Origin of the sequence: Zhenhengia yiwuensis, from assembly GCF_014384995.1 — a bacterium.
Taxonomy (GTDB): domain Bacteria; phylum Bacillota; class Clostridia; order Lachnospirales; family Cellulosilyticaceae; genus Zhenhengia; species Zhenhengia yiwuensis.
The window spans coordinates 50,677-74,804 of sequence record NZ_JACRSY010000007.1; the positions used below are offsets into that span (position 1 = coordinate 50,677).

20 protein-coding genes are annotated in these 24,128 nt (G+C 35.6%); 1 reads left to right on the forward strand and 19 read right to left on the reverse strand.

Going from position 1 to position 24,128, the window contains the following annotated elements; genetic code table 11:
- Nucleotides 1-13: 13 nt before the first annotated feature.
- From H8718_RS05675 to H8718_RS05750, 16 genes are all read right to left on the reverse strand, one after another.
- On the reverse strand, nucleotides 14-250 hold the full coding sequence (locus H8718_RS05675; RefSeq protein ID WP_249332174.1) for a hypothetical protein: 237 nt from the start codon (nucleotides 248-250) through the stop codon (nucleotides 14-16).
- 12 nt (nucleotides 251-262) lie between these two features.
- Nucleotides 263-613: a hypothetical protein gene (locus H8718_RS05680; protein WP_177671377.1), complete on the reverse strand. Its 351-nt coding sequence runs from the start codon at nucleotides 611-613 to the stop codon at nucleotides 263-265.
- 141 nt (nucleotides 614-754) lie between these two features.
- Nucleotides 755-2,029 carry an AAA family ATPase gene (locus H8718_RS05685; RefSeq protein WP_249332175.1) on the reverse strand — a complete coding sequence of 425 codons (1,275 nt, stop codon included), beginning with the start codon at nucleotides 2,027-2,029 and terminating at the stop codon, nucleotides 755-757.
- Between the two features lie 236 nt (nucleotides 2,030-2,265).
- The gene (locus H8718_RS05690; RefSeq protein WP_249332176.1) at nucleotides 2,266-2,970 is read right to left on the reverse strand and encodes an L-ribulose-5-phosphate 4-epimerase; all 705 of its coding nucleotides are present in this window, start codon (nucleotides 2,968-2,970) and stop codon (nucleotides 2,266-2,268) included.
- A complete protein-coding gene (locus H8718_RS05695; RefSeq protein WP_249332177.1) occupies nucleotides 2,964-4,610 on the reverse strand; it encodes a ribulokinase in 1,647 nt (548 codons plus the stop codon). Before H8718_RS05695 ends, H8718_RS05690 begins: the two co-directional genes overlap by 7 nt.
- Before the next feature lie 11 nt (nucleotides 4,611-4,621).
- Nucleotides 4,622-6,103 (reverse strand): L-arabinose isomerase, encoded by a 1,482-nt coding sequence (gene araA, locus H8718_RS05700; RefSeq protein WP_330597586.1) that lies wholly within the window; start codon nucleotides 6,101-6,103, stop codon nucleotides 4,622-4,624.
- A gap of 50 nt (nucleotides 6,104-6,153) precedes the next feature.
- Nucleotides 6,154-7,176, reverse strand: coding sequence for an ABC transporter permease subunit (locus H8718_RS05705; protein ID WP_249332179.1), 1,023 nt, complete (start codon nucleotides 7,174-7,176; stop codon nucleotides 6,154-6,156).
- Nucleotides 7,173-8,228, reverse strand: coding sequence for an ABC transporter permease (locus tag H8718_RS05710; protein ID WP_249332180.1), 1,056 nt, complete (start codon nucleotides 8,226-8,228; stop codon nucleotides 7,173-7,175). The genes H8718_RS05705 and H8718_RS05710 overlap by 4 nt, the downstream gene beginning before the upstream one ends.
- On the reverse strand, nucleotides 8,221-9,744 hold the full coding sequence (locus tag H8718_RS05715) for a sugar ABC transporter ATP-binding protein (protein ID WP_249332181.1): 1,524 nt from the start codon (nucleotides 9,742-9,744) through the stop codon (nucleotides 8,221-8,223). Before H8718_RS05715 ends, H8718_RS05710 begins: the two co-directional genes overlap by 8 nt.
- 190 nt (nucleotides 9,745-9,934) lie before the next feature.
- Nucleotides 9,935-11,008: an ABC transporter substrate-binding protein gene (locus tag H8718_RS05720; RefSeq protein WP_249332182.1), complete on the reverse strand. Its 1,074-nt coding sequence runs from the start codon at nucleotides 11,006-11,008 to the stop codon at nucleotides 9,935-9,937.
- Nucleotides 11,009-11,198: 190 nt separating this feature from the next.
- Entirely contained in the window at nucleotides 11,199-12,635 is a 1,437-nt protein-coding gene (locus H8718_RS05725) for a sensor histidine kinase (protein WP_249332183.1), read from the reverse strand.
- 14 nt (nucleotides 12,636-12,649) lie between these two features.
- The gene (locus tag H8718_RS05730) at nucleotides 12,650-14,269 is read right to left on the reverse strand and encodes a response regulator (protein ID WP_249332184.1); all 1,620 of its coding nucleotides are present in this window, start codon (nucleotides 14,267-14,269) and stop codon (nucleotides 12,650-12,652) included.
- 449 nt (nucleotides 14,270-14,718) lie between these two features.
- Nucleotides 14,719-15,939: a sulfatase family protein gene (locus H8718_RS05735; protein ID WP_249332185.1), complete on the reverse strand. Its 1,221-nt coding sequence runs from the start codon at nucleotides 15,937-15,939 to the stop codon at nucleotides 14,719-14,721.
- 24 nt (nucleotides 15,940-15,963) lie between these two features.
- The gene (locus H8718_RS05740) at nucleotides 15,964-17,619 is read right to left on the reverse strand and encodes an extracellular solute-binding protein (protein ID WP_249332186.1); all 1,656 of its coding nucleotides are present in this window, start codon (nucleotides 17,617-17,619) and stop codon (nucleotides 15,964-15,966) included.
- A 37-nt stretch (nucleotides 17,620-17,656) separates the two neighbouring features.
- Complete coding sequence (locus H8718_RS05745; RefSeq protein WP_249332187.1) at nucleotides 17,657-18,577, reverse strand: carbohydrate ABC transporter permease; 921 nt, start codon at nucleotides 18,575-18,577, stop codon at nucleotides 17,657-17,659.
- Between the two features lie 15 nt (nucleotides 18,578-18,592).
- Entirely contained in the window at nucleotides 18,593-19,561 is a 969-nt protein-coding gene (locus H8718_RS05750; RefSeq protein ID WP_249332188.1) for an ABC transporter permease, read from the reverse strand.
- A 207-nt stretch (nucleotides 19,562-19,768) separates the two neighbouring features.
- On the opposite strand from H8718_RS05750, the gene H8718_RS05755 reads away from it, so the two are divergent.
- Nucleotides 19,769-21,955 carry a helix-turn-helix transcriptional regulator gene (locus tag H8718_RS05755; RefSeq protein ID WP_249332189.1) on the forward strand — a complete coding sequence of 729 codons (2,187 nt, stop codon included), beginning with the start codon at nucleotides 19,769-19,771 and terminating at the stop codon, nucleotides 21,953-21,955.
- Here H8718_RS05755 and H8718_RS05760 read toward each other — a convergent pair.
- The 3 genes from H8718_RS05760 to ahpC all read right to left on the reverse strand — a co-directional run bounded on the left by H8718_RS05760 (nucleotide 21,952) and on the right by ahpC (nucleotide 24,085).
- On the reverse strand, nucleotides 21,952-22,587 hold the full coding sequence (locus tag H8718_RS05760; protein ID WP_249332190.1) for a GNAT family N-acetyltransferase: 636 nt from the start codon (nucleotides 22,585-22,587) through the stop codon (nucleotides 21,952-21,954). The two genes, H8718_RS05755 and H8718_RS05760, sit on opposite strands and share 4 nt — an antisense overlap.
- A gap of 83 nt (nucleotides 22,588-22,670) precedes the next feature.
- Nucleotides 22,671-23,267 (reverse strand): NAD(P)H-dependent oxidoreductase, encoded by a 597-nt coding sequence (locus H8718_RS05765; RefSeq protein ID WP_249332191.1) that lies wholly within the window; start codon nucleotides 23,265-23,267, stop codon nucleotides 22,671-22,673.
- Between the two features lie 254 nt (nucleotides 23,268-23,521).
- Nucleotides 23,522-24,085, reverse strand: a complete 564-nt coding sequence (ahpC, locus tag H8718_RS05770; RefSeq protein ID WP_249332192.1) for an alkyl hydroperoxide reductase subunit C — start codon at nucleotides 24,083-24,085, stop codon at nucleotides 23,522-23,524.
- Between the last annotated feature and the right edge of the window lie 43 nt (nucleotides 24,086-24,128).

The window sequence follows — 24,128 nt, forward strand, 5'->3', positions numbered from 1 at the left end:
TTTCGCCATATCCCTATTGCATTCGCGGGATTTCCCCCTCATTTTCTTCTACATATAAAGCTGCTATATTAGCAATATTTAAGTTGAAGTCTTTTCCTTGGAATTGCAGTGGTACCCCAAATTCTGCAATAATATTAATATGGTCCCCCTGCACATCATCTAATGTTCCCACTATAAAGAATGGAAAAACTTCTATCATCACAAGTGCTCTTCTTCCTATGCCCTGGCTTAACTTTTCAGATAATGTCATTTCCTACCCCTCCTAATATAATGGAAATCTTGTATTACAATCAAAAGGCATATACCAAATCAACTGTATAAGTGGAATAATTAATTTTGTTGGAAAAATAAACTCTGGTGCATTGCTCATTTTAATATTAACAATTTCTAGTTCAATATACTGATCACTTACTTCTATTAACCTCCCACACATAATAGGTCTAAAAACTTGGTTGAGTATATTTAATTGATTGGGTGCTAGAGTAACTAGTATACATTGGCCCAAAAGTTCTTTTAACTCATTAGCAACTTGCGGTCTTGACAAAATACTTTCCCCTGTCGTCTCTGTTCCTCCATTACAGCAATGATCATGATTATAACTCTCTTTACTCATCTTAACCCTCCTTTAACCTATTTATTTTGTACTAATAGGTTCTTTTTAATATAATACGCAGACTTGCCCTACTGGGTGTCCCTTTTAAAATAAAAAAATAGAATCTAAGGAAATACCTTAAATTCTATTTCGGATATGTATTTATTTTATAACTTCACGCATTTTTCCCGCATTTCTTAAACTTTCTCGGAGCGTATCATTATCTGAACTTACATAAAGCCTTTCTTTTTGGACTTTTAAATGTAACTCTTTTAAATAATTTTCCCTCATATTCTTCTTGCGAGGCATCTTTTCTAAATAAATATATTTGTTGTCCTTATTTAAAGTTGTAAAAATAACATGGTTCTTATCGAGTTTTTCTAAGGTGCTTAGACTTTGAGCTGTAAAAATAAGTTGCCCTTCCATTTCACTCGCGAACACTTCCATAAGCTGATTAAGTAAGGGTTCAAAAATTCTATTATCTAAATCATCCACAATCATACAAATATTTCGCTTATTATACACAGCAATAAGTACACCTAAAAGAGTAATCAACTTCTTTATTCCTTCTGATTCATATTTTAAAGGTATCTTTCTTCCCTCTCTTATAGAAACAACTTGAGTCTTCCCATCTTCTTGATGCTCTACCTCTAAGTTTAAGCCTGGTATAAGAATCCCTATCACCTTATCCATCTGCTCCACACGCCTAACAAAAACTTCATATTGATTTCCCATTATTAAAGAAGTATCAATTAGGCACTCCATAATCCCAATATGGCCTGTTGCCATAACAAACAGCTGAAAATACCCAAATTGATGGAAGGTACGCAAGATTTCCACTAAAAGATTCCCAAGTCCTAGTTTCTCTCTAAAAATCTGCTTATTTTGTTTATTGAAAATGAAAGAACGCTGTAAGTCCCTTACGAGAAGCTTTCTATCTTCTCCAAGAACTTTTTTATAACGAGGCGCTATTTTAAAGTACTCCTCCTCATTCGCCCTATATTCTATGAGTATAGGTTGTACTTTCCATTTACCCTCTTTTAAAGTACTACAGACTAGTTTTTCTCCTAATACATTTAAATGTCCACCTGTTTCATCTCGTCCTAGTTCTACCTCATATGCTACTCTATATTTGTCATCCCCAACTTGAACAAAAAATTCAAACTCTAATACTGCAGTAGGTTCATCTATTGAAATCACATATGCCATCTTGTCTGGCAAAGCCTCTCCTAAAATAAGTGCCTGTAAAATAATACACGCATCTATAACGGTACTCTTTCCAGATCCATTGGGGCCATAAATCCCAAGCATATCTCCCTTTTCTAAATTCATATTTTTCCTGAGCTTGGAATAATTTTTAAACTTTATCTCCCCTTGTTTTACGTTCTTTAAGTTTCTAATCTTTATCTCTGTAATTCTTACCATACAATTCGGCATATTTCCCTCCTTACGTCCTTATTACATATAGCATACTTTACATAAAAAGACAATTAGAAAACGTTTACTACAGTATAATTTTTTCACAAGAATATATATTCTTTGTTAATTTTTCTCTAGGTTATACGCTCTCTCTACTCATAACTCTAAGCTTTTTTAAACTCTAGGCGTATACTCGAGTGCTTCTTTATGCAACAAAAAAAGAAGCTAGACTTTATATTCTAGCTCCTTTTAAATTAACCTATCTTCTCCTGCCCATAATAAGCATTTTTACCATGTTTTCTTAAAAAGTGCTTATCTAGTAGTTCCTGTTGCATGTTTAATGTCATGGCTCCTTCTCTTAAAAGCGCTGTATGAAAAGCCATCTTGCTCACTTCTTCTAGTACCACAGAGTGGTATACAGCCTCTTTAGGTGTACGACCCCAGGTAAAAGGTCCATGTTCTCTTACTAACACTCCAGGTACTTCTAGCGGATGAATGTCTTTAAAGGTTTTAACAATGACTTTACCTGTTTCTTTCTCATATTCACCTTCTATCTCTGCCTTCGTCATAGCCCTAGTACAAGGAATGGGACCATAAAAATAATCTGCATGAGTAGTGCCTAGGGCTGTTACACTTTGACCAGCTTGTGCAAAGCTTACTGCCATAGAAGAATGGGTATGCACGATCCCCCCTATTTGAGGGAATGCCTTGTAAAGTTCTAGGTGAGTTGGTGTATCAGAAGAAGGTCTGTAGCGCCCTTCTACTACATTGCCTTCTAAATCTACAACAACCATATCACTAGGCTTAAGTTCATCATACTCTACTCCACTTGGTTTAATGACTACCAAACCTTTTTCTCTGTCAATGCCGCTTACATTCCCCCATGTATAAACGACTAATCCATGTTTAGGAAGTTCTAAGTTTGCTTCATAAACCTCTTGTTTTAATGCTTCTAACAAAGTTTACTCCCCCTCTCTATAAAGCCGCCTATTTCTGCATATTCCTGATACAGCTTGTTATATACCTTTACCATTCCGGGTTCTGGCAAATAGACTTTCTCTGTTGGACTCGCCATGTGAGCTTGTGCCTCTTCTACTGTTTCATACACCCCACCTACTACAGATGCAAAGATTGCTGCCCCTAAGGCTACAGCCTGCTCCGCCTGGGCTACATTGATAGGCATCCCGAGTACGTTAGCTACAATCTGCATATTGAGTGGAGACTTTTTAGCAACACCTCCGATGGCAATCACCTCATTAATTTCAGCACCACATTTTCTAAACTGTTCTACAATAGCACGTGCGCCATAAGCTGTGGCTTCAATTAAGGCCCTGTAAATTTTAGCTGCATCCGTTCCTAGGCTAATCCCCAGTATAGCACCTTTTAAGTTTTGATTAGCATAAGGTGTTCTTCTACCATTCATCCAGTCTATTGCAATGACTCCACTTTCTACAGGGTCTACTTCACTTGCTTCTTTTTCAAGTTCATAAAGCATTTTCTTTTCAATCTCTGCTCTTTGCACTTCGGGCACATGCTTAAGCGGCCATCCTAAAAGCTTCTTATACCAAGCATATACATCACCAAAAGCAGATTGACCAGCTTCCATACCTAGCATACCTTTAATAACGGACCCATCTACCTGCCCACATATGCCTTCTACTAAAATATCTTTCATAATCTCCATATCTTCCATTAGAATATCACAAGTAGACGTACCCATAACTTTCACTAACGCTTTAGGTCTAATGTTACCACCTACAGCACCCATATGGCAGTCAAAGGCGCCACATCCTACTTTTATACCTTCAGGTAGTCCTAGTGTCTTGGCCCATTCTTTTGTTAGTGTACCTGCTACTTCATCAGCAGTATAAGTCTCTTCAAACATTCTATCTCTCATGCCTTCAAGCAGAGGGTCTATACCTTTGAAAAATTCCTCACTTGGTAGTCCATTATAGGCTTCATGCCACATAACTTTATGTCCCGCAGCACATCTTCCTCTTTTAATAGCTTTAGCATCTTTTACACCTGTAAGCAGTGCTGGAATCCAGTCACAGTGTTCTACCCAGCTATAAGCCGCTTCTCTTACAGCTTCATCATCTCTTATAACCTTTAAGAGCTTTGCCCAGAACCATTCTGAAGAATATACACCTCCTATATACTGAGTATAGTCAGTGCCCCCCCAAGTCTTAGCATAGTTTGTAATTTCTGCTGCCTCTCTTACTGCTGTATGGTCTTTCCATAAAATAAACATGGCGTTAGGATTTTCTGCAAACTCTGGAAGAAGTGCAAGAGGAGTTCCTTCCTTATTAATAGCACAAGGTGTAGAACCTGTTGTATCTACGCTAATACCTACAATATTTTTTGTAACTTCAGTTCCTACTTTTTCTACAGTATTTACAATAACAGCCTTTAATCCTTCTATGTAGTCTAATGGATGTTGTCTAAATTGGAATTTATCTGCATTGCAATACAGACCTTTCTGCCACCTTGGGTAGTAAAACACATGACTTGCAAGTTCAGCCCCGTTAGTGGTATCTACAATAACGCCCCTACAGGAATCACTGCCGTAATCAATACCAATGACATATTTTTTATCCATATTTCTTCCCCCTACCTGAACTTCCAAATAAATTCATTCGTTCTAAGCATCTGTTTAAGCTCTAAAATATCTGTCTTTTCATTAATCACTACATATTCAATATCCATCATTTCTGCCCAGTCTACTAAATCCTCACACGTTACCTCATAAGAAAAAACTGTGTGATGAGCACCTCCTGCCAAGATCCATGCTGTAGCACCTATCTCCATAGAAGGTTTAAGCTTCCATAAAGTTCTTGCTACTGGTAAGTTTGGCATATCCTTTTCAAGTTCTATGCCTTCTACCTGTGCAATGACTAATCTAAATCTACCACCCATATCAATAAGAGATGCACAGACTGCTTCACCTTCACCTCCATTAAAGACAAGTCTTGCAGGGTCTTCTTTATCCCCGATACTTAACGGATGCACTTCAATACGTGGCTTATTACTTGCAATAGTTGGGCATACCTCCAGCATATGTGCACCTAATACACATTCATACTCTGGTGCCATGTTGTACGTATAGTCTTCCATAAAAGAAGTGCCTCTGTTATCTGCAATAATCTTCATCACTCTTGTTAAAGCAGCCACTTTCCAGTCACCTTCACCACCATAACCATAACCTTTTTCCATTAATCTTTGGGTTGCAAGTCCTGGAAGCTGTTTCATACCATGTAGGTCTTCAAAGGTGTTAGTAAAAGCACTACAGCCCCTAGCTTCTAAAAATCGCTCTAAGGCAATTTCCATTTTGGCCTGCTCTCTTACACTTTCGTAGAACTTCTCACCAGCTATACAATCTGGTGCAAAGTCATAATGCTCTTCATAAATTCCCATAAGTTCATCAATTTCTTTTTCTGTGACCTTTTGCATTTCTTCTACTAAATCGCCTACACCATAGCCATTAATAGACCACCTAAATTTCACCTGAGCTTCTACTTTATCCCCTTCTGTCACAGCTACTTCACGCATGTTCTCTCCAAATCTTGCTACCTTTAAAGTGTGTCCCATACTTGCTGCAAGGGCTACACGTGCCCACTTACCAATACGTTTTTGTACCTTTTCATCTTCAAAGTAACCTACTACTACTTTGCGATTAATACCCATACGTGTATAAATAAAGCCATGCTCACGATCCCCATGAGCAGATTGATTCAGATTCATGAAGTCCATATCAATAGTATCCCAAGGAATCTCTCTATTTCTTTGTGTATGAAGATGTAGGACAGGCTTCGTTAAAATTTTCAATCCATTAATCCACATTTTAGAAGGTGAGAAGGTGTGCATCCAAGTAATGACACCTATACAATCCTCATCCCTACTTGCTTCCATACATAAAGTGTGTACTTCTTCTGGTGTCTTCACTGTAGGTTTCCATACAATGTCTAGTGAAATATAAGAAGATTGATTAAATGTATCTACTATATATTTAGCATCTTCTGCTACATGCCTTAAACACTCTTCTCCATAAAGATGTTGACTCCCTGTAATAAACCAAACTTTTTGTTTACTCACCTTAACCACTCCTTTGTTTGTATTTGCCCTATTCTTATTTTTATTACTTATTATTTTTTCTTATCCTTAAGCTTTGCAAAAATACTTTGCAGAATAATAAAGAAGCAAAGTAATGCTGCAATAACAATTTTAGTCCACCATGAAGATAAGGTGCCTTGGAATGTAATAAGTGATTCAATAGTTCCTTTAATGAGTACACCAAATAAACTACCTACCACACTTCCTACACCACCAGTTAGAAGAGTTCCCCCTATAACCGATGAAGCAATGGCTTCCATCTCAAAACCACGTGCCTGTTCTACGAAACCACCACAGGAGTTGAGACAAAATACAAAGCCTGCTAGACCTGCTAGAAAACCATTGAGCACGTAAACTTTCAGCTTAGTACGCCTTACATTTAGCCCCATAAGAAGAGCGGACTGTTCGTTTCCCCCTACTGCATAGATAGATCGCCCAAAGGCTGTATATCTAAGTACGATAAAGGCAACGATTAAAATTACTACTGCAATAACTACACTAGGGTAAATATACGGATAGACGAGATTACCCTTTTTATTCACTATAGCTAGAAAAGGCAGGTAGATTTTAGAGTTAGCTATTTTTAAGAAAGTCTCATTGGTAATACTAATCATATCTGAACTGATGACAGCCGTCATACCTCTCGCAAAGAACATGCCCGCTAAAGTCACAATAAACGGTTGTATTTTAAGATAAGCTACAAAAAAGCCTTGTACTAGACCAAATACGCCTCCTACAATAAGGACAATGACAATACTCACAACAGGGTTCATCCCCTGTTTTTCCATCATCCAAGCCAGCATCATACAACTCATACCAATAACTGAGCCAATGGAAATATCAATACCTCCTGTAATGAGTACCATAGTCATACCTACTGCTGCTACAATCAAACTAGCATTATTAATAAAGAGGTTAAAAAATACTTGTGGTTTACCAAAGTTTTTATCACTGAAAATAAGTACCCCTGCAATATAAAGGGCTATGAATAGCAAAATAGTAATCATAAGAAGAAAACTGTTCCCATCTAATCGCTCTCTTACTTTCTTAATCATTGTTCCACCACCCTTTCTACATTTTGGGTGCTGTTTTTAACACGCATATGTTTCATCCATTTTTTAAGTTCTGGTGACTGTAAAGCTACAATAATAATAACCACAATAGCTTTATAAACAGGTAACTGGTCAGCCGTTACCTTCATAGCATATAAAGAAGTTGTAAGTGCCTGAATGGTAATAGCACCAATAACACTACCTGCTATGGAGAATTTACCGCCACCTAGACTGTTACCTCCTAGTGCTACTGCCAAAATAGCATCTAACTCAATATTCAGCCCTGCATTATTAGCATCAATAGAGTAAATACGAGATGTAATAATAAGCCCTGCTATCCCTGCACATAATCCGCAAAATACATAAGATAAGAACTGAATAACTGTTGCATTAAGACCTACTAACTTAGCTGCCTTAGCGTTAATTCCTACAGATTGAATGTAAAGACCAAGTGCTGTCTTCTTTAAAATCAGACTGGTTACAATGACTACAATAACAGCTATAAAAATAGGAGTTGGAATAGGTACCCCAGGTAAGAAGGCACCTAATCTTTTAAAAGAGTCTACTTTTACATAAAGGATATTTCCCCCTGTAATAAGCTGAGCAATGCCTCTGCCTGCTGTAAATAAAATAAGGGTAGCTACCATAGGCTGTATCTTCATCTTAGCTACTAAAAATCCGTTCCATGCTCCGCACAGTGCACCTATTAAAACAGCAAGGAGTACACCAAAGATATAAGGAATCTGATAAGTCTCCCCTGTACCTAATGCAAAAATGCATACAGCACCTGCAAAAGCACTGACCGCCCCTACAGAAATGTCTGTTCCACCTGATGCTGCTACAACAAGTGTCATCCCTACTGCTAGAATAATGAGTTCACTTGAACGGTTCAGTACATCTATCAAATAGCCATAAAGTACACCGTTTTGAATGGTAATATCAAAAAATGTAGGTGTTTTAATCAAGTTAAATAAGAGTACAATCACTAAACAAAAAAGTGGCCAAAATAAATGATAACCTGTAATCTTTTTCACAATTTCCTGCGTTTTACTCATTTGCCCCACCTCCCGCAATGGCTTTCATAATGTTTTCTTCGGAAAGTTCATACTCCTCTAATTCCCCAACCTTTTGCCCATCTCTTAAAATAGCCATTCGATTGCAAGTACGAAGCATCTCTTCTATTTCAGATGAAATAAACATAACGGACATCCCTTCTGAAGCTAACTTCACTACCAACTTTTGAATCTCTGTCTTCGTTCCAATGTCAATGCCTCTTGTCGGTTCATCTAGAATAAGGAAATCCGGCTGAGTAAGTAACCATCTACCTAATATGACTTTTTGCTGATTCCCACCACTTAACTGTTTAATAGGCACGTCTCTATGGGCTGTCTTAATTTGCAGAAGGTCAATATAACGGTCTGTAAATGCTTCTTGTTCCTTCTTGCTTAAAAGTTTAAAGACACCCTTTTTAGCCTGAAGGGCAATAATAATATTTTCTCTTACAGACAGATCTGCAATAATCCCTTCATCTTTTCTATTTTCAGGACAAAATGCCATTCCTGCTTTCATAGCCTGAAGGGGCATACTCATATGAAGCTTATTGGCTTTAACTTCTAAGTTCCCTGCATCTGCCTTATCTGCACCATACAAGGTTCTAGCAAGTTCTGACCTACCTGAACCTAAAAGACCTGAAAGTCCTATGACTTCTCCTTTATGAATAGTCAGGTCAAAAGGTTTAATTTTTCCCATACACCCTAACTGTTTAGCCTTTACAATCACCTCTTTAGCCTCTTCTTTATCTAAAGTCTTTTCCTTTTTAATAGTCGCTAGGTCATCAAAGTCTTTTCCCATCATTTTTGCCACAAGCTGAACACGTGGCAACTCCTCTACTCTGTACTCACCTACTAAAGCACCATTACGTAATACCGTAATACAATCACACACTTCATAAACCTGTTCTAAGAAATGTGTAACAAAAATAATACCTACTCCCTGGCTCTTAAGCTGTCTCATAACACCAAAGAGTTTTTGTACTTCCTGCTCATCTAAACTGGCTGTGGGTTCATCTAAAATCAGTACTTTGGCAGATACATCTACAGCCCTTGCTATAGCTACCATCTGCTGAATAGCTACAGAGTAATTTTCTAGCGCCTTTGTTACATCAATTTGGATATTTAAGCCCCCTAACATTTCTCTTGCTTTTTGATTCATCCTCTTCCAGTCAATATGACCTCTTTTTCTAGGTGCCCTACCTACAAAAATATTTTCTGCAACAGACAAGTTAGGACATAAGTTAACCTCTTGATAGACTGTACTAATCCCATTCAGTTGTGCTTCCTGTGGTGATTTATTAACAATAGGTCTACTTATACCTGCAATTCTAATCTCCCCTGTCTCAAACTCCTCTACCCCTGTCAGTACTTTTATAAGTGTCGATTTTCCTGCACCATTCTCACCCATAAGGGCATGGATTTCACCACTTCTTAGCGTGAAATCTACATGAGAAAGTGCTTTAACGCCTGGAAAATTCTTACTAATATTTCTCATACTCAATAGTTCTTGCTCTCCCATAAAGCTTCACCCCTCTATATTGGATATAAAAAAGGTGTGAATGAGAACCCATTATTTTGGTCCTTGGTTCACACCTTTTGCATTTATTCTTTTGATCTTTTACTTAAATTTTAATTTCAACCTTTAGCCTTAATACCTTACTTTAATGCCATACAAATCCAAATCTAAATATCAATTTTTATCCCTACTCTTAGTAAACACGTGTTGGAAGCATTTCTGCTGCTGTATCAGCTGGGAATACCCCCTCTTCTACATATTGAATTTTTTCAACTTCTTCGCCATTCATAATAGCTTTTGCAAGCTCTGCAACACGTGGTCCATGAAGTGGGTTACATTCTACAGATACATTCATTTCCCCTGCAATCATAGATTCAAAAGCAGCTTTAACAGCATCAAAAGATACAATAACTACATCTTCTGCTGGTTTTTTACCAACTGCTTTAAGAGCATCAATAGCACCAAAGGCCATATTATCATTTTGAGCAATTAAGATATCAATTTGTTCACCTGATTTAAGGAAAGACTCCATAACTTCTTGGCCTTTTGCCTGTGTGAATTCGCCTGTTTGTTCTAATACGATAGAATAGTTGCTATGTTCTTGAAGACCATCGCGTACGCCTTTTGTACGACCAATTTCAGCTGATGAACCAATTGTACCTTGAAGTACAGCTACATTAAGCTGATCCTGACCACGCCCAAGACCATCCATATATTCTGTCAGCCAATCTACAGCATCAAGTCCTTCTTGATAGAAATCAGAACCTACCCAGCATGTATAAAGAGAATCATCAGATACATCAATCATTCTATCTACAATAATAACTGGAATCTCAGCATCTTTTGCTTCACCAAGTACTGTTTCCCATCCTGTCTCTGTTACAGGTGCAATAACAATAACATCTACTTCCTGGGAAATAAAATCTCTTACTGCTTTAATCTGATTTTCTTGTTTTTGTTGAGCATCTGCAAAGATTAAATTAAAGCCATTTTCCTCTGTCAGGGTACTCTTCATAGATTCTGTATTGGCAACACGCCAGTCAGATTCTGCACCTACTTGCGAAAAACCAATTGTAATAAGTTCATCTGTCTTTTCTTCAGCCTCTTCTGCTGGAGTCTCTGTTTTTGTTTCTTCTTTAGCCGGAGCTTCTGTCTTCGTTTCAGTTTCTTTTGGCGTACTATTTTCTGCTGGTGCGCTACTACAACCAACAAGCGCTGTACCTACCATCGTTAAACCTAATAACATACTGACTAATTTTTTCTTCATAACTCTACCCCCCTGTTATTTTCAATAAACGTAATCGCTTTCTATACGGCTATTATAAAAATAAACCTATTTTTTTAATACAGAATATATTTTTATTTCATTTCATTTTTTTATCTTATTTTTATAGAAGTTAATTTTTTTATGAAAAAGGTATGTTTTTTCATTCTCAAAAAAACATACCTTTTTCTTATTAGCTATTCCTAATTTCTCTAGGTAAGCGTACTGTTACACTCGTACCTTGTTCATATGTACTTTCTATGATTAAACCATAAGCTCTGCCGTAGTTAAGCCGTATTCTTTCATTTACATTAGCAAGTCCAAATCCTTTATCAGATGTATCTAACCTACCCTTTTCCACACCTTTTCTAAGCCTTTCTAGTTCATCCTCTTTCATGCCTCTACCATCATCATGAACCGTTAGAAAAATATACTGTTCATCATAACGTCCTTCTATATAAATTTTCCCTTTACCCCTTCTTTGTTTAATACCGTGATAAAGAGCATTTTCTACTAAAGGCTGCAAAGTCAATTTTAGTATTCTGAACTCCCCAAGCTCTAAAGGAATACGAATCTCATATTCTAAAATATCAGCATATCTAAATTGCTGAATCTGCAAGTAACTACGTATATGACTTTCCTCTTCTCGCAAGGTAATGTAATCCCGACCTTTACTAAGGCCTGTCCTAAAGAACTCTGATAAAGCAGACACCATTTCCACTACTTCCTCATTTTGACCATCTTCTGCCATCCATATAATGGTATCTAAAGTATTATACAGAAAGTGAGGATTAATCTGTTCTTGAAGCAACTTAAGCTCCATAGCCCTTAAATTAACCTGTTCTTCTTTTACATTTTTAACCAGTTCTTCTATCTCTCCAATCATGGTATTAAAGCTCTCCTCTAGAGTAACCACTTCATCACCTCTGCTCTTGATTTTCTGCATGGTAAAATCTCCAGCGCCTACCTTTTTCGTACGCTCACATAAATACTGCAACGGTTTTGTAATGCTATCTGAAATAGTAATAATCAAAATCCATGTAACAATGAGTACAACACCTAAAATTACCATACTGACTCTTAGCATATTGTTGATATCGTCTTCAATAGCCTTCTTAACCTTTTCAAGCTCCATTGCTTCGTAATACACATATTCCTGAATTTCATCTGTAATGAGCTCAGTAAAAACATAAATATCATTCTCTAGCATAAATATGTTTTCATCGTAATGCCCTGTCTCTTCACAGTTTTCTTTAATATGGCTAATTTTCTTTTCTAAAAGTTCCAGATTCCTTTGGGCCGCCCTTACCAACTTTTTATTGGAACTAAGACTCGTCCCTTCTTCTAACTGCTTAAAATAGACCTTACTCTCCTTTAATATATTTTCTACATTAGTATTTTCAAAGGCTTCAGATCCTATTGCCACTCGGTACATGGCATAATCTACTTCCTGTTTAAAGTGCATATCAAACTCATTAGCAATATTAATATCCTTAATAATAGGTACGTAACGATCCGTATAGTTGCTGAATCTGACAATGAGATAAATAACAAGGCATACCATCGGCGTTAGCATAATCAACATAAAAAGTTTCAGCTTACTTCTTAAAGACATATTAGGGCATTTCATGTTAAGAGCCCTTTCTAAGATAAAGTTGACTTACGGTATTCTTTAGGTGTACAATTCTGTGTCTTTTTAAATAAATGGCTAAAATAATGTGGATCCTTATATCCTACTTCATAGCCAACCTCTAATGTTTTCATTGAAGAACACCTTAAGAGTTCCTTAGCCTTTTCCATACGAATCTGTGTCAAATAAGAAATAAAAGTCTGTCCTGTCTCCTGGCTAAAAATGGCACTAAAATGACTAGAACTCATATTCACATAATCAGCCACTTGATTAAGAGAAATACTTTCCTTATTATAATATTTTTTAATATAGTATTTAGCATCTTCTACTAAAGCCTTGTACCTTCTGCCACTCATAGCGTCTCTTAAGGATAATGCACCTGTCAGCAAAATCTCCAAGTAATGGCTTGCATCCTCTTTAGTCTGAATCACTGTATAGATCTCTTTTATATCACCACAGGCTTTGATCACCTCATCTTTTTCGTAGCCTAGTTGCTCCCCAAAAGCTATGACATTAAAATAAATATCCATCATAATATACTGTCTAAAAAGAAAAGACTCCATACCACCTTGTATACTTTTAATATAATTCACAATAAAATCTTGAAGCTGCTGCTTTGTACCGCTTCTTAAAAAGTCTTCAATTGTCTTTTTGTCCATATGCGTGAGATCCATTTCCCTTATACTAATGGCTTTGTCTCTTTGATTAAGTTTATACTGCTTTAAAGTATCATAATAAATGACTTTTTCATTCTGAAGCATATAACGATACGCTAGTGCCTGATTAGCCGTTTCAAAAGCATAGGCAATTTCACTTAATCTGCTAGCTCTGTGTCCTATCCCTATACAGTAAGAAGGCATAGAGTAATCCTTCATTTCCTCCTGAATAAGCGTAATGATTTCTTTTTCAAGTTCTTCTATATGAATGTTTGTCCCTTTTAAAATAAGAGCCCAACCTTCTGTTTCCCTATCGAATCCGATTACATCTACGCGTTCTTGCAGCCATGCCTGCAATCTATCTGTTATCCGACCCATAGGAAGGTTCTCCTCCTTAGCTTTTAAGTCAACACTTCCTTTAATAAGCACTACACTATACATCTTAGCCGTTAAATCAATAGCTAAAGACTTGGCCTGAGCAATAAGCTCTGTTGCCGAAAGCTTACCTGTTACCATATTATAAAAGAATTTTTTACTTGCTAGTTGCATACTCTCAAGACGTTCTAACTGACACCTCTCATAGTAAGCCTGCTTTTCCTGCTCTTTTCTAATAGCCTGTGCCACTTGATTCAAAGATTCCATAAGTTTCTTAGATGTAATAGGCTTTAGAAGATAGTCTGTTACACCTATATTAATAGCCTCTTTAGCATACTCAAATTCATCATATCCACTTAAAATAATAATCTTAACTTGGGGTAAATCCTTTTTAACCAGCTTACTAAGTTCTAGTCCATCCATAAAAGGCATTTTAATATCTGTGATAATAATGTCAGGCTTTACTTCTTGAATAAGGGGATAAGCCAATTCTCCATCGCCTGCTTCTCCTACTAGGCAAAAACCATTCTCTTCCCAATTAATGTTTTTCTTCATTCTTTCTCTTACTGCAAACTCATCTTCTACCAAGAATACCTTTAGCATCATTTTCCCCCACTTCTTCTCCCAATTTATACATTTAAGTCCTAGTGATTCTTTATAGTCATTATACCAAATTTTTAGAATTCATTGAACAACAAGTAAAAAATAAAACTACAACTATAGGTACACTTAACCCTATTACTTTTTTATCTCTATTTTTCCACTTCATTAGTATTTCCCCTAACTTATTGAATATCAAACTTTTACTGTATAGTCCTCATACAAACTCTAACCTATTTATAACTCAAATTTCATTTAATATAAGTAGAAACAGCCCCTTCCTATTTTAGGATGAGGCTGTTTCTACTTATACTAACTTTTATAACTGTATCTTGATTTCAAATGGGTCTTCAATTTCTTGTAACCAAATCTTTAACTTTTCAAGATAAGTTCTAGCGAGTTCTTTATTATCTTCTATAATATTGTTCATTTGGTAAGGGTCTTCTTGTCTATCATATAAGATGCATTGTTGCTTGCCGCCTGCTGCCCGATAGGATAAAGGTGTATCTTTTATCCCTTATACCTCTTCCATAACCTTTCCCCTTTGGACCATCTACAAAATATAATGAGCTGTCTGGTGAATCTATATAATTACCACTGCACATATTCGGTGTAAAGTTATGCCCTACACATTCTTGAGGAATTTTATTATCAAGACCTACTGCTCCTAATAGGGTAGGCATAATATCTATAGTAGATAGCTGAGCATCCACATCTTGATGTTTAAATTGCTCTGGCCATCTCACAATAAAAGGTACACTAACTGCTTCTTCATACCATATATTTTTATGCATTAGTCCTTGACTACCCATCAGCTCTCCATGGTCCGATGTAAAAATAACAATGGTATTATCTTCTATCCCTTTAGCCTTAAGTGCCTGCATGATCTTACCAAAGTTCTCATCTATCCCTGTAATAGCAGCAAAATAATTTTTAACATGCTCCAGAGCTTCAGGGCAGTCTTTTACATTAGGTCTGACTAATAAATCTTCTGCCTCTTTTCCCTTGTAATAATCCAAATATTTTTGTGGAAATAAGTTAAAATCTGTATGAGGCGGATTGAATGAAACAAAAAGTGCAAAAGGCTTATCTTGTTTCTCAATATAATCTATAGCTACTTGGGTTTCATGTGCAACAGACCACTCCTCTACATCTATACGCTCCTCTACCTTAGCATCATTCACCCAATAATGAGGCTTCATATGATTATCCGCACATCCATAAGAATACCAAAAGTTAAAACCATGTCTTCCCTTTCCTGGTGGCGTGTAGGCATCCCATATGAGCCCATCTCCGCGCCTACCTTCTGTATAGTCGCTATGCTCCTCCTTTGGTGCATCTAAATGCCACTTACCTATGTAGCCTAATTCATAGCCATTCTCAGATAAAATATCGGATAGGCAAAGCTGATCCTCACGTAGATAACAACCTTTAGGCGCACTTCTTGAATTACAATTGGTAAAGATATGATTTTTATGCGGATACAGCCCTGTCAGTAAAATGCCTCTATAAGGGCTACATACTGGATAATTACTTACGGCTTGATTAAATACTACGCTCTCTCTAGCAAACTGGTCTAGATGTGGTGTAATAACTGGGTCTTCCCCCATATAACCTATGGCTTGCCTTCTAAATTGGTCACAAAAGATATAAACAAGATTGGGTTTAGCCATACACTGACCTCCTCTTCTTTTATTTTATTGTTTTATTTTATCGTATGTTGCTTGCTGCATTTCTACATAACGTGCTACATTTAATTTTTCTAATTTATTAAGGTGTTCTTGCCATTTTGCATCATCTATGCCAGATAATACGGATTGTGCTACGAAGTTCTTAATATAGTTATCAATTTCTACTGATAAGTTCGCCTTTTCTTCTGTAACTTCTAAACTCTCAAAAACAGGTAAAAGTACTTCTTCTGGGTAATAAGGCTCTACGATATCAATACAAGCCTCTCTTTGCTTACCTAATGGATCATCTTTCATAACAAAGTGTTCTAAATCACCTAATGTAATAAACATAGGTGCATGAGGTCCTGCTGCTTTTGAATACCTGTACTCCTCTTTACCTACACCTTCTGGTAAGTTCGTAACGTACCAGTATTCTCTTGTTTCATCATTCATCTCCCAAAGTACACCACGTTCTCCAAAATTCCAAAGCATCTTTGTCTCAAAATCACTATTTATATAATCAAACCATCTTACTAAGGCTTCTGGATTTTTACATGCTTTTGTAATAACAAATCCACCACTCCATCCTGCAAATTTATTCTTTGCACCATCCCAAATCGGCTCAGCTACTGAAGATTTTAATGGTGGAAGTGGAATGTATTGACTATCGTTTGCATCTCCTACTACTGCATTAGGTAAGAAAGCTAAAAATGAGCCTACTACCATTTGTTGTCCTTTAGAATTATATTGTTGCTGTGTCTGGCTAAAGCCTTCTAAGTCCAGTAAACCTTCATTCGCTAACTTACTATAATAACGAAGTGCCTCATAGTATTCTGGCTTTTCAGGTGCAAATTCAACCTTACCCTCTTCAATCATAATATGCGTTCCATCGTCTTTTATGCCAAATGCACCCAAAAGCATCCTAAATTGTGAAGCATAGAATTGCTGACAAAATGATAGCGGAATTTCATCTTCAATACCATTTCCATTAGGGTCTTTTTCTTTAAATGCTTTAAGCACTTCATAATATTCTTCTACTGTAGTTGGTACTTCTAATCCTAAGTTATCCAGCCACTGTTTATTAATAAATAATACGCCTGAAGTACTATCATTACGTGAGCTATGTGTATTGGTCATAAAGGAATAAATCTTACCATCTTCTTGCTCTAACATTGTTTTAATCTCAGGATATTGATTATAAACCTCTGCTACTGATGGTGCATATTTATCTATGTAATCCCCTACTGGTACGAGTTGCGGAAGATTTTTTACAATAGAAGATGTGTCAATTCCTGTTGCAATGGCATCTGGCAACTCCCCTGAAGCAAACATAATATTGATTTTTTCTTGCCAACCTGTTGAAGGAATCTCCATCCATTTAATTTTGATGTTTGTATCTTCTTCTGCTTTAATAACCGCTGGTTTATTTTCATAGGTATCTTTAGCAAGTGGATGGCCTATAACAGCAATAGTGAAAGTTTCTTTTTCTTTCACAATAGGAAGCCCTTCTACATACAGATTCCCTTCCATTTCACGTGTTGTACCATCTTCTGCCGTTTCTACTGTCACTTCTTTTGAGCTACTACTTTCCTTATTTCCTCCACCTGTACTTGTACATCCTACCAGCATTACACCTACCATCATAATTGTAGTCATTTTAGATAACATACGTTTAAGCTTCATAACTCTTCCCCTCTCTTTTATTTAAATTAAAATCCTATCATCCCTTAACTGCTCCAATCATTACCCCTTTAACAAAGTATTTTTGTATAAACGGATAAATGATAAGCACTGGCACTGTTGCAACAACGATAACGCCATACTTTACAACTTCTACTAATGTATTCATTTCTGCTAATGTCTCTGCATCTACCACTCCTCCCCCATTTGCCGCTTGCTGCTGCATCATTTGGAAGGATAAAAGGATTTCTCTTAAAACCAGTTGCAGTGGATACTTATCTGTATCATTAAGATAAATCATGGCATTAAAGAAAGAATTCCAATAGGCAATAGCACAATATAAAGTAATAACTGCAATAATAGGTTTAGATATAGGTACTACAATCTCAAAGAAAAATCTCTGATTTGTACAGCCATCTACAAAGGCAGCCTCTTGAAGCTCCTTAGGTATACTCGATACAAAGAAAGACCTGGCAATAATAATATTGTAAACAGAGACACTGCCTAATAAGATAATAATAGTCCTTGTATTAATCAGATTAAGCTGTTTAACAACTAAGTATAAAGGCACCAGCCCACCTGAGAAATACATAGTAAAGACAAATATACCCATCAAAAGATTACGCCCTGGTAAATCTGATCTTGAAAAAGCATAGCCTGCTAAAATCGTAATACTTACCCCAACTAAAGTTCCCATTACTGTATAAAATAGAGTATTCGCATAGCCTGCCCATAACTTCGTGTTTCCCAAAATATTATTATACCCTATGAGTGAAAAGCCTTTTGGATATAGTAACAAGTCCCCTGAGTTAACAACTGCTGGACTAGAAACAGAAGCAACCAATACAAAATAGAGTGGATAAGCTACAATAATGATAATGGCCATAATCAAGATTAAAGTAATCATACTAAAGATACGGTCTTGTGTTGTTTCCTTTATTTTAGTACTTCCTGCTTTCATTTTCTCTCCTCCCCTCTACCATAAACTTGTTCCGGATATTTTCTTAGCAAATCGATTAACTCCTATTAAAATACAGAAGTTAATAATATTATTAAATAAACCTATCGCTGTGGAATAACTATACTGGGCATTCACTAACCCCATCTTATATGTATAAGTCGAAATAACTTCAGACATTTCTAAGTTCAAATCATTTTGCATAAGTAATACTTTTTCAAAACCTACATTCATAACTTGCCCCATATTTAGAATAAGCAAAATCGTAATAGTCGGTAAAATAGCTGGAAAATCAATATGTCTAATACGCTGTAATTTACTTGCACCATCTATAATAGCTGCTTCATGAAGTTCTGGGCTTACCCCTGATAAAGCCGCAATATAAATAATAGATGCCCATCCTGTTCCTTGCCATATACCAGACCATACATAAACATGTCTAAACCATTCCTTTTGTCCTAGGAAGAAAATAGGATCTCCTCCAAAGAATTCAATAACGGTATTAATAAACCCTGTTCTTGGTGATAAAAAGATAGACAACATACCTACTAATACAACTGTAGAAATAAAATGAGGTGCATAAGTAATGGTTTGTGTTAACTTTTTTAATTTTTCATTTTTAGTGTAGTTAATCATAAAGGCTAATAAAATCGGAATTGGAAAAGAAGCTACTAAAGAATATAGACTAATAGAAAGGGTATTTTTTAGTAAATCCCAGAACATAATTGAATCAAAAAATTTCGTAAAATGCTTAAACCCTACCCAAGGGCTACCTGTTATCCCTTCATATGGTAAATAGTCTTTAAAAGCTATTTGAATCCCATACATAGGCCAATAGTTAAAGATAATGATATAAAGTAAAGCTGGTAATAAGAAAAAATAGAGGATATAATTTCTTTTCATTAATATCCACATATGTTTTAGACGTGCTTTTTTCGCTTCTTTAGCACTTATCTGTGTGTCAAATGCCACTTCTCCCTTTGTCATGGCTTTCATTCCCCCCTTTTTGTTTTGTACTTTTATCTAATCACGAAATATTTTTCTAGTAAATATTCAATATTTTTATCATAATCTTTTTTTGAATAGTTTGTTTTTTGTGCAAATCCACCAGTTTTTAACTTGAATACATAGTCTTTATATGTTACTTTATATTTAATCGAACTCATACTATTTTTTGAAAGGAGTTGGCAGTTTTTGAATACTAATATTTTGAAAGAATTTAGTAGACATGTAAGCTCTTACTTTTTCATTATCTTTATTCCTATTGTTTTACTTAATATTTATTATCAAAATTATTTTCTCGATTTATATAAGGGGGAAATCATTTCTCAGAGCAGTAACAACTTAAATAAACTACAGCTAAATTTTGACTATAAAATAGATTTAATTCATAAAGTATCCCTTGAACTTATGAGCAATGCATGCTTTTCTAATGCCTATATTTCCAATAATGTAACAGCTTTTTATCATATCTTTAATGAGCTTAATGCAGCCAAAAGGTTAGATCCTGCATTTTTAGATATCTATTACTACAACAAAGTTACCCCTCATACACTCTACTCTTGCAGTGGGACCTATAATCCAGAAACCTACTCTAAAATTAATCCTCAATTTTTGGGGCAATATACAAATTTTCAAGATAAATTAAATACTATTGAAACACCTCAGTTTTACGCACATTCTTTTAACATCTTTTTATCAGACAAGCCTGCTATTGAATACATTATTCCTATACATAATCAAGCTGCTTTTTTCATCTTTAGAATTGACCCTAACTTTTTTGAGGATACACTAAACAATATGTCTACACCAAATGCCACTTTCTATACTTATATTTTGGCGGATAATATAATGCTTTATAGTAATGCACCTTCTGCTCATCCATTATCTCTTGAAGCATTACCTCCTTTAGACTCTTTTTCACTACAAACAACTTATCAAAACGAGTACTACATAAGTCAAATTGCTTCTCCTTCAACACATTTAACTTATGTGAGCATTATTGATGAAGATTTATTGCTTGGTAAAGTAAAAATGCTGTCTCAGAAATTTATTTTACTTAATGCTTTTATTCTTTTAATAGGTTTTATGATTACTTTCCTTTTAACCCACAGATACTATAAACCTATTAGGAAGCTCCTTTACTCTTTGGACCAGTTTAACTTTAATCTTCCTAATCACCTTCATACTTTAGATAAAATAGCTATGGGCATGAATCTTTTAGAACACGATAATAAGCGTCTTCATTATGAAAAGTGCCTTTTAAAATTATTAGGTGGAACTTATAAAGATATTTATACTTTTAATATTAGTGCACAGCCTTATGGTATTACGCTCCATCACGAAACCTTTAAAGTCATTACCTTAAGTGCACTTCCTACTTATACCTTTAACGAAAAAGATATCCTTTTTCTACAGGAAACTAAGGTACTTCCTATGGACTTTGTGGATTTCCATTATCTCCATCATGTTTCACATAATATGTATGTTTTTATTGCTTTTTATGAAAGTACTGATGCAAGGACTTTAAAAGAAGGCTTAATAACTTTGCAAGGTACACTATCTGCTACTTTATCCATTCCTTTCGCACTCTGCATAAGCAGTGCGTATAAAGATTTAAGTGCAGTACCTTATGCTCTGTTAGAATGTAGTAAGCTTACTCAAGATACCTCTTCTCTTCATACAAACGCACCTGCCTTCTATGAAGAAACTTGCTTAGGACATTCGTCTCATCTCTACTATCCAGAAAATGAATTATCAGGTCTTCAAGATGCTATTACAAGCTATAACTTGGAAAAAGTAGAATTTTTTATTCATACCCTTATAGATTACATTCAGCAATTGCATGATTATCATCCTCTACTTTTACCACTTGTTTATAGTGTAAGTCATACACTAAAAAAAGGGGCTAAAGCACTTAATATTACACTTAACCCTTCTTTAGACATACCGTTAAGCCCTGCTCATTCTCTATCAAAGACATACTTTATTGACTATATCCATACCCTAACTAAAGAAATTACAGCTGTTATCCAGCTTCATACAGCACCTTCTAGCTCTTTATCTATTCAAACGATTATAGCTTATATCGATCAACATTATTGCGAGTATGATTTATCTGTTTCATCTTTAGCTGACCATTTTAATTTATCTGTCTCTAACTTAAGTCATCAATTTAAAACAGCTACAGGCGTTAACTTATCTACTTACATTAACTCGCTTCGTATAGAACAAGCCAAAACTCTTCTATGTACAACTTCTATGACTGTCTCGGAGATTTCTACAACTATTGGTTATACGCAGTCCTCTAGTTTTATAAGAAGATTTAAGCAATTCACAGACCTTACACCTGGTGAATTTAGAACACAAAAAGGAAACTAGAAATGCTCTATGTCTTTATCATACAAATAGATTTCTATTTCTTTTAGTTCATTGACCAAATTTACTTTTTGCTTTCCTATTTTTCTAAACCCTTGACGATCATAAAAAGTATACTGACACATTGTATCCGTTAACAAATAAAAGTTTTTTGCCTTGGTCTGTTTCATATATTCCAAAAACTGATGGATAAGTGTTTTGCCTATGCCTACTCTTCTATACTGTTTATCTACTATAAGTAGAGTAAGCTCTCCATCGAACTGTTGCTCCTTATCTCCCATAAGCTCTTTATAGTTTTGCGAGAAGTCCCGATGAGCTTTAAGCGTCTTCCTACCCTCTTTTAGAAGATGCAGATAGATAAGTCTGCTTAAAATGCCAGCTGTGTAGGGCGTCCACGCTACTTTTTTAGAATGTTTATTATTTCTACCACATACAATGCCTATGACTTGCCCTTGATGCTCTACAACCTTTGTAAAGGTACTGTCCTCTAGGCAGCTTCTTAAATACACTTGAAGTACAATCTGCCTTACCTTATTGTTTGGTGTAATCTTTTTAAAATATCCTGTCATATCTAGTAATTTTTTCAGTGCCTCATAATCTTTTTCTTGAATGTCCCTATAAATAAATTTCTGCATCCTATCCCTCTTTTATTTTATGTATAAGTCTAGTATAAAACATAAAGGGCCTGTAGCAAATCTTTTGCATCAGACCCTTATTTCTAAAATGTTTCTGCCATTTTAGCTGCTCTTTTAAGTGCTTCTTCCATTCTCTTTTCAATATCTGTACCTGAACGATTCATATTATCAAGTTCAATAGTTTCAAATGCTTGAACACCAAAGAAACCGAGTAAAGTTCTTAAATATCTTACCCCCATTTCATAAGGTGAATCCGTATAAGCACCTCCTCTTGTTACAATGTAAACAGCCTTTTGATGTTCTAAAAGTCCTACTGCACCTTCATGCGTATATTTAAAGGTAATACCTGTTACACTTATATAATCTAAATAAGCTTTTAAGATAGCTGGAAAGCTTAAGTTCCACATAGGTGCTGCAATAATATATTTATCTGCCTCTGCAAATTGGTACGCATATTTTAGTACCCTATGATTTCTATTTACGCCATCCTTGGGGCCATATAAAGCCTCTAAATCTTCTGGTCTTAAAAAACCAATGGCCTCTTTATAAAGGTCTAGTGTAATAACCTCATCTTGTGGATGAGATTTTTTATAGACTTCTACAAAATGGTCCGATATTCTAAAGGTTTTAGATTCCCCTTCTTTCTTTATATTGGCCTTGATATATAGTATTTTACTCATATTAAACTCCTTTACCTTTAAACAATTTATTCCTGTCAGCTTACATCATACTTATTCATCCGTTTACCTGCTATAGGTAACTAAATCAGCATGAAAAGAGGAGATATACTCTATGCTTAAGTTCTAAAGAACTTTTCTCTATAAAAAAATAAGATAAAAGAGGAGGAATCATCCTCTTAACTCTTTTATCTTATTTCGCTGTCTATGCTTTAAACTATTTGCTATCTGGTTTTAGATATTTTAAAGACTACCTCTTAAAGTTTCCCTACAAGATCAAGACTTGGTGAAAGTGTTTCCGAACCTGGTTTCCATTTAGCTGGGCATACTTGGTCACCATGAGCTGCTACAAATTGTGCAGCTTGAACTTTTCTTAGAAGTTCGTCAGCATCTCTACCAATACCAAGATCATGTACTTCATAGGCTTTAATTATGCCTTCAGGGTTTACAATGAAAGTTCCTCTTAAAGCAAGCCCTTCTTCTTCAATAAGCACTTCAAATTGTCTTGCAAGTGCACCTGTTGGGTCTGCAAGCATTGGAAATTTAATTTTACCAATTGTTTCTGATGCATCTGCCCATGCTTTATGCACGTAATGAGTATCTGTAGATACAGAATAGACTTCACAGCCTATACCTTTAAAAGCTTCATAGTTATCAGCAAGATCACTAAGCTCTGTAGGACATACGAAAGTAAAATCTGCTGGATAGAAGAAAAATACTGTCCAGTGTCCTTCAAGACAACTGTTTGTGATTTCTTTAAATTGTCCTTCATGATAAGCTTGTACTTTAAATTCTTGAACTTTTTTTCCGACTAATGACATAGCTAGCCTCCTTTTTTTATAAATCCTTATTTAGTATTTATCT